Source organism: Sphingomonas sp. (assembly GCF_031361285.1).
Classification (GTDB): domain Bacteria; phylum Pseudomonadota; class Alphaproteobacteria; order Sphingomonadales; family Sphingomonadaceae; genus Sphingomicrobium.
This window is the reverse complement of record NZ_JANMCO010000101.1, coordinates 1-5,162: the sequence shown is the minus strand read 5'-3', so window position 1 is coordinate 5,162 and position 5,162 is coordinate 1. Positions and strand designations below refer to the sequence as shown.

Annotated in this window: 7 protein-coding genes; 2 read left to right on the top strand and 5 right to left on the bottom strand. The window is 62.7% G+C overall.

What is annotated here, in order from left to right; genetic code table 11:
• The 3 genes from RMO25_RS09220 to rplK all read right to left on the bottom strand — a co-directional run.
• Positions 1–1,240: M1 family metallopeptidase (locus RMO25_RS09220; RefSeq protein ID WP_309662310.1), on the bottom strand; the 1,240-nt coding region annotated here is incomplete at its 3' end.
• 141 nt (positions 1,241–1,381) lie between these two features.
• Positions 1,382–2,080 carry a 50S ribosomal protein L1 gene (gene rplA, locus RMO25_RS09215; RefSeq protein ID WP_309662309.1) on the bottom strand — a complete coding sequence of 233 codons (699 nt, stop codon included), beginning with the start codon at positions 2,078–2,080 and terminating at the stop codon, positions 1,382–1,384.
• Positions 2,081–2,084: 4 nt separating this feature from the next.
• Positions 2,085–2,516: a 50S ribosomal protein L11 gene (rplK, locus tag RMO25_RS09210; RefSeq protein ID WP_309662308.1), complete on the bottom strand. Its 432-nt coding sequence runs from the start codon at positions 2,514–2,516 to the stop codon at positions 2,085–2,087.
• Positions 2,517–2,683: 167 nt separating this feature from the next.
• On the opposite strand from rplK, the gene RMO25_RS09205 reads away from it, so the two are divergent.
• A complete protein-coding gene (locus RMO25_RS09205; RefSeq protein ID WP_309662307.1) occupies positions 2,684–3,106 on the top strand; it encodes a DoxX family protein in 423 nt (140 codons plus the stop codon).
• A 38-nt stretch (positions 3,107–3,144) separates the two neighbouring features.
• Here the strand turns inward: RMO25_RS09205 and RMO25_RS09200 are convergent, their stop codons facing one another.
• Both RMO25_RS09200 and RMO25_RS09195 read right to left on the bottom strand, forming a co-directional pair.
• A complete protein-coding gene (locus tag RMO25_RS09200) occupies positions 3,145–3,687 on the bottom strand; it encodes a hypothetical protein (protein WP_309662306.1) in 543 nt (180 codons plus the stop codon).
• Positions 3,688–3,737: 50 nt separating this feature from the next.
• Complete coding sequence (locus RMO25_RS09195) at positions 3,738–4,016, bottom strand: hypothetical protein (RefSeq protein WP_309662305.1); 279 nt, start codon at positions 4,014–4,016, stop codon at positions 3,738–3,740.
• 222 nt (positions 4,017–4,238) lie between these two features.
• Here RMO25_RS09195 and RMO25_RS09190 point away from each other — a divergent pair.
• The coding region (locus RMO25_RS09190) for a hypothetical protein (RefSeq protein ID WP_309662304.1) at positions 4,239–5,162 on the top strand (924 nt) is incomplete at its 3' end.

Here is a 5,162-nt window from a genome sequence, read left to right as displayed (position 1 = left end):
CGACCGTGCGGATCCTTTGGACGACCGGGTGGGTGGTCTGGAATGAGTCGAGGTCCATCGCCTTTTCGCGATTGGCGACGTGCTCGACATCGGCGCCCCAGTCCAGGTGGAAATGCTGGGTTGTCCGGTTCTCCATCCAGTTGGCGAAGCCCTCGTTGAGCCACAGATCGTCCCACCACGCCATCGTGACGAGATCGCCGAACCACATGTGCGCCATCTCGTGCGCTTCGACGCTGAAGATCGATTGCTTGTTGGCTTCGCTCGAAATGGCCGGGTCCAGCAACAGGATCTTCTCGAAGGTGAAGATCGCGCCCCAATTTTCCATCGCTCCGAAGAATTGCGACTGGCCCGGGCCGGCGACATTGTCGAGCTTGGGAAGTGGATAGGGTCGGCCAAAATAATCGTCATAATATGGCAGGATCTGCGCTTCAGCGTCGAGCGCGTAGCGCGCCTTGTCGCCATTGCCGCGCGACATGACGATGCCGACTTCACGATCGCCGACCTTCTTGGTGATGCGCTCGAGGTCGCCGGCCGCGAAGAACAAGAGGTAGGAGGACATCGACGGCGATGTCTCGAACTTCACTTCCTTGAGGCTGCCATCGATTTCCCGCGATGAGGCCGACGGCATGTTGCTGACGGCCATATCGGCGCGGGGCACGCGTGCCGTGAGATCGAAGGTCGCGCGGTAGTCGGGTTCGTCCCAGCTCGGCACGAAGCGCCGCGCGTCCGACGCTTCGAATTGAGTGAACAGGGCTCGGGCCGGTTTGCCGTCGACATTGGTGTAATCGAGCGCGAACAAGCCGTTGGCCTGGGTGTTGATCTTGCCAGCGTAGGCAATGTCGAGCCGGTAGGTGCCGGTTTTCAGCGCATGCCCGAAATCGAGCGTCGCGGTCTGGGCCTCGGCATCGGTGCTAACCGTGGCCATCAAAGGCTGGCCATGATCGGCGGACAGCGTCGCGGACGCGATATTGAGGTCGGCGGCGTTGAGCACCAGCGCGCTCGTCGCCTTGATCACCTTCAGATCGATTGTGACCTTGGCGTCGAACGTCAGACGTTCAGCGTGCGGCGTGATCTCGATCGCGTAATGGCTCGGGATCGCGGTGCGGGGAAGCTGCGTCGGAAGCGTCGGATCGACCGTGTCGGCAACGCTCCGGGGCGACGCCTGCGGGTTTGAGCCCGACGTGCACGCCGTCGCCATCCCAAGCAGCGCCGCCGACGCCAGCAATCTGTAATATTTCATCCCAACAACTCCCCTTGGCTTATTAGCCAGGGGACATCGCGGGCGCGCAACCGGGCAATCTGCGAACCGCAGCTACCGCACGGCGAACGCCGCGACTTTGCCCTGATCGGCGCGAAACCGATGGCTTCGACGGTGCCGGGATTAGCTTTCGACGACCTCGGCGACGTCAATCCTGACGCCCGGACCCATCGACGAGCTGACGGCGATCTTCTGGACGAACTTGCCTTTGGCGCCGGTCGGCCGGGCCTTGATGATGGCGTCCATGAACGCGTCGAAATTGGCCTTGAGGTCGGCTTCCGGGAAGCTCGCCTTGCCGATTCGACCGTGGATGATGCCGGCCTTCTCGGTGCGAAATTCGACCTGGCCGGATTTGGCGTCGGTGACTGCCTTGGTGACGTCCATCGTCACCGTGCCGAGCTTGGGATTGGGCATCAACCCCTTCGGACCAAGCACTTTGCCCAAGCGCCCGACGATGCCCATCATGTCGGGGGTGGCGATGACCCGCTCGAAGTCGATCTTGCCGCCCTGGATCTGCTCCATCAGGTCTTCGGCGCCAACCACTTCGGCGCCGGCCTTCTTGGCTTCCTCGGCCTTGTCGCCGCGCGCGAACACCGCGACGCGGACGTCCTTGCCGGTGCCCTTGGGCAGCGAGACGACGCCGCGGACCATCTGGTCGGCGTGACGCGGGTCGACGCCCAGGTTCAGGGCGATCTCGACCGTCTCGTCGAACTTGGCGGTGGCGTTGGCCTTGACCAGCCCGATCGCCTCATCGACGCCATAATGCTTCTCGCGGTCGACCGCATTGGTCAGGGCTTTTTGCCGCTTGGTGAGCTTTGCCATGTCCTTAGCCCTCCACAACCTGGAGGCCCATCGCGCGGGCGCTGCCTTCGATGATCCGCGTCGCGGCGTCGATATCGTTGGCGTTCAGATCCTTCATCTTCTGCTCGGCGATCTGGGCCAGCTGCGAACGCTTGATGGTCCCCGCGCTGATCTTGCCCGGCTCGGCCGAGCCCGCCTTCAGCCGCGCCGCTTTTTTGAGCAGGAAGCTCGCCGGCGGCGTCTTGGTGGTGAAGGAGAAGCTGCGGTCCGCATAGACGGTAATCACCGTCGGGATCGGCATGGCTTTCTCAAGCTCCTGCGTGGCGGCGTTGAACGCCTTGCAGAATTCCATGATGTTGACGCCGCGCTGACCCAATGCGGGGCCGATCGGCGGCGACGGATTGGCGATGCCGGCCGGCACCTGCAGCTTGATATAGCCGGTAATTTTCTTTGCCATTGGCTTTCGCCCTCACTCTGTCTCAAGTTTAGCGGTTTAAGCGAACGCCGAAGCGCTCTCCCGCAATTCCCATGCTGTCGCTTGGAAGGTGGGGCCCTTAGCAGCGGCCAACCGAGTTGACTAGTAGGGCCGCGGCAAGCACGGGGCCAAGCTCCGAGGAGCAAGCGATGATCCCATCCACCACCCTTGCCCGCTACGAACAGCATGCGCTGGGCGTGTTGCGCATCGTCACCGCTGTGCTGTTCATCGGCCACGCGGTGGTCAAATTGTTCGGCTTCCCGCCCGGCGCCGCGCCCGGCCCGCAGGCGCTGACCAGCCTGTTCGGCATCGCCGGCCTGATCGAGCTGGTCGTCGGCGTCCTGATCCTGGTCGGCTTCCAGACCCGCATCGCCGCCTTCCTCGCCGCGGGCGAAATGGCGATCGGCTATTGGACGGTCCACGCCCCGGCGAGCATCTACCCCGTCGCCAACCACGGCGAGGGCGCGATCCTGTTCTGCTTCATCTTCCTCTATTTGGTCTTCGCGGGACCGGGCGTGTGGAGCGTCGACGCGAGCGGCGGGCGGAGCCCAGTTGCCGGCGGCGGCGGATAGGTTTTTCGGTTCCGCGGAGGCGCGAAAGGTTGCCAAAGTCACTCCCCTGCCGCGGGAGGAGATTCGGTCGCCTCATTGCCGTCGGTCGCGGGCGCGCGCTCGGCGACTTCGTCCAGTTTCCAGTCAAGAATGCCGGCCGTGTCGTCTCTTTCATTGTCGAGCGGCGGAGCCAAGCAGTCGAGCCACGCGCCGTAGCGCGCCGGGCGGCGATAGCGCAGCAGGAACATGGTCAGCCGCTCGTCATATTCGCGCCATTCGCCGACCTGCTCGCCCTTGTAGAACAACGGGCGGGGCACCCCGTTGAGCGCCCGCGACAGCGCCGCCGCCTCGAGCTGGTGGAGCGCATAATCGAGCGCCGCGTCCCACGCCTCGCGGAACGGCGCCCCGCACGGCCGCCGCCGCAGCCGATAGGCCGAGGTGCTGGACATGCCGACGCTGCGGCACGCCGCATCGACGCACGCGGTCTCGGCCAGCGCCTCGACGAAGGCCAATTGCTTCTCGGCGGTCCAGCCGTCATGGCGAGCGCGCAGTTCGGCGGGGGCGAAGGAGATTAAAGCTGGTTCGTTCGATTTGTTCTTCATGAACCATATTGGAACACAGAACGGGTGCTGTAGGACAGTGTTTTTTTGGGTTAGTCTTCCGGCGGGCCGAGACGGTCCAGCTCCGCTTCGAAGCGGGCCGTCAACGCGGCGGCTTCGAGTGGCGTCAGCAACTGCTTGAGCGTATCGAACCGACGCAATTGCCAGCCTAGCAGCCGCGCGCTCCACGGTTGGGTTCGGGCCGATGCCAGCGTTTCGACTATGGCCAGCAATTCGTCCCGCGCCCGTTCGTCGCTCGACAGCCGGGGACCGGGAGGGAGGTCAATCGGGATCATGCCCTGACGATCGTCGACGGCGGCGGCACGCTTCATTCGAATATCCTCCAACACAAAGATTAGCAGCGGTCCGGCGACTTCGCCATTGCTTCGGCGGCCTTGCGCGTCTTAGCTGTGGATAATGCGTCTCCAATGGTCAGAAATTCGCGTTCGCGCTGCCGCCTTCGCCGAAGCGCACAAGAACGCGCGCTATGAAAAAGGAGAGACCCGGACCTGGTCTATTGCAACCCGCCCTCGAAAGAATCCTAGCTAGCAGGGTTGTGTTTTCGTGCGCGGGAGGCAATACGCTTCCAAAGGTCGTACAGCGCATTATTCGGACTGCGAAGCGACGAACTCAGAAACGAGGCTGAGGTCGAAACCCGTTTGCTCGCGAGGCTATTTGATCGCCTCGGCTATCCGGCTACGGCGGTAGTACCAAAAACGGGAGTCCCGCCGCTGCTCGTCGCATCGGGGCGTCGCCAAGCGAATATCCGCCCCGATTTCCTGCTCCGCGCCAGCACCGGCCACGTCAAGGTCGTTGTCGAAGCCAAGGACCCGACGGAGAGCGTTCAGGGGGCGTGGGGGCAGGCCGCCGGATATGCGCTCAGCTATAACGCGACGCGCCCGGCAGAGGAGCGCATCCGATGGATCATAATCAGCAACGGACACATCACGTCACTTTACCAGCACGATAGTGCATTGCCGACCCTCACGCTGAGGCTCGGCGATTTTGTGAGCGGCTCGCCCCCTTATGCAGCTCTCCGTTCGCTGGTGAAATATCAGTCAGCCGATGCAGTGGCGCCGGCCACTCTTGGCTTCGACATCGTTGCACCAGCCGCATTGAACATCCATTTCGACGCCGCTCACCAGCTGATCTGGCGAAAGCAAAAACTCTCTCCCACTGATGCATTTTTCGAGTTCTGCAAATTCATGTTCCTCAAAATTACTGAGGACAAGAAACGCGAGACGGCGATGACGGAGGGCCGGACGGTGCTGTTCCCGCTGACGACGCAATGGCTGACGGAACAACGCGCCACCTCGACACACCCTGTGCGCGACCTGTTTCATCGGTTGCGAGATGAGCTGGAAGCAGAGATTCCTAACGGCAAGAAGCGCATTTTCGATCAAGGGGAAACCTTGCGCCTATCCGCTGAAACCTGTCGCGAGCTTATCATGAGGTTCGAGCGGATTAATCTCAGCTCA

Coding starts and splice junctions, on each gene's coding strand:
- rplA (WP_309662309.1), bottom strand. CDS start 2,080: ATGGCAAAGCTCACCAAGCGGCAAAAAGCCCTGACCAATGCGGTCGAC.
- RMO25_RS09200 (WP_309662306.1), bottom strand. CDS start 3,687: ATGAAGAACAAATCGAACGAACCAGCTTTAATCTCCTTCGCCCCCGCC.
- rplK (WP_309662308.1), bottom strand. CDS start 2,516: ATGGCAAAGAAAATTACCGGCTATATCAAGCTGCAGGTGCCGGCCGGC.
- RMO25_RS09195 (WP_309662305.1), bottom strand. CDS start 4,016: ATGAAGCGTGCCGCCGCCGTCGACGATCGTCAGGGCATGATCCCGATT.
- RMO25_RS09205 (WP_309662307.1), top strand. CDS start 2,684: ATGATCCCATCCACCACCCTTGCCCGCTACGAACAGCATGCGCTGGGC.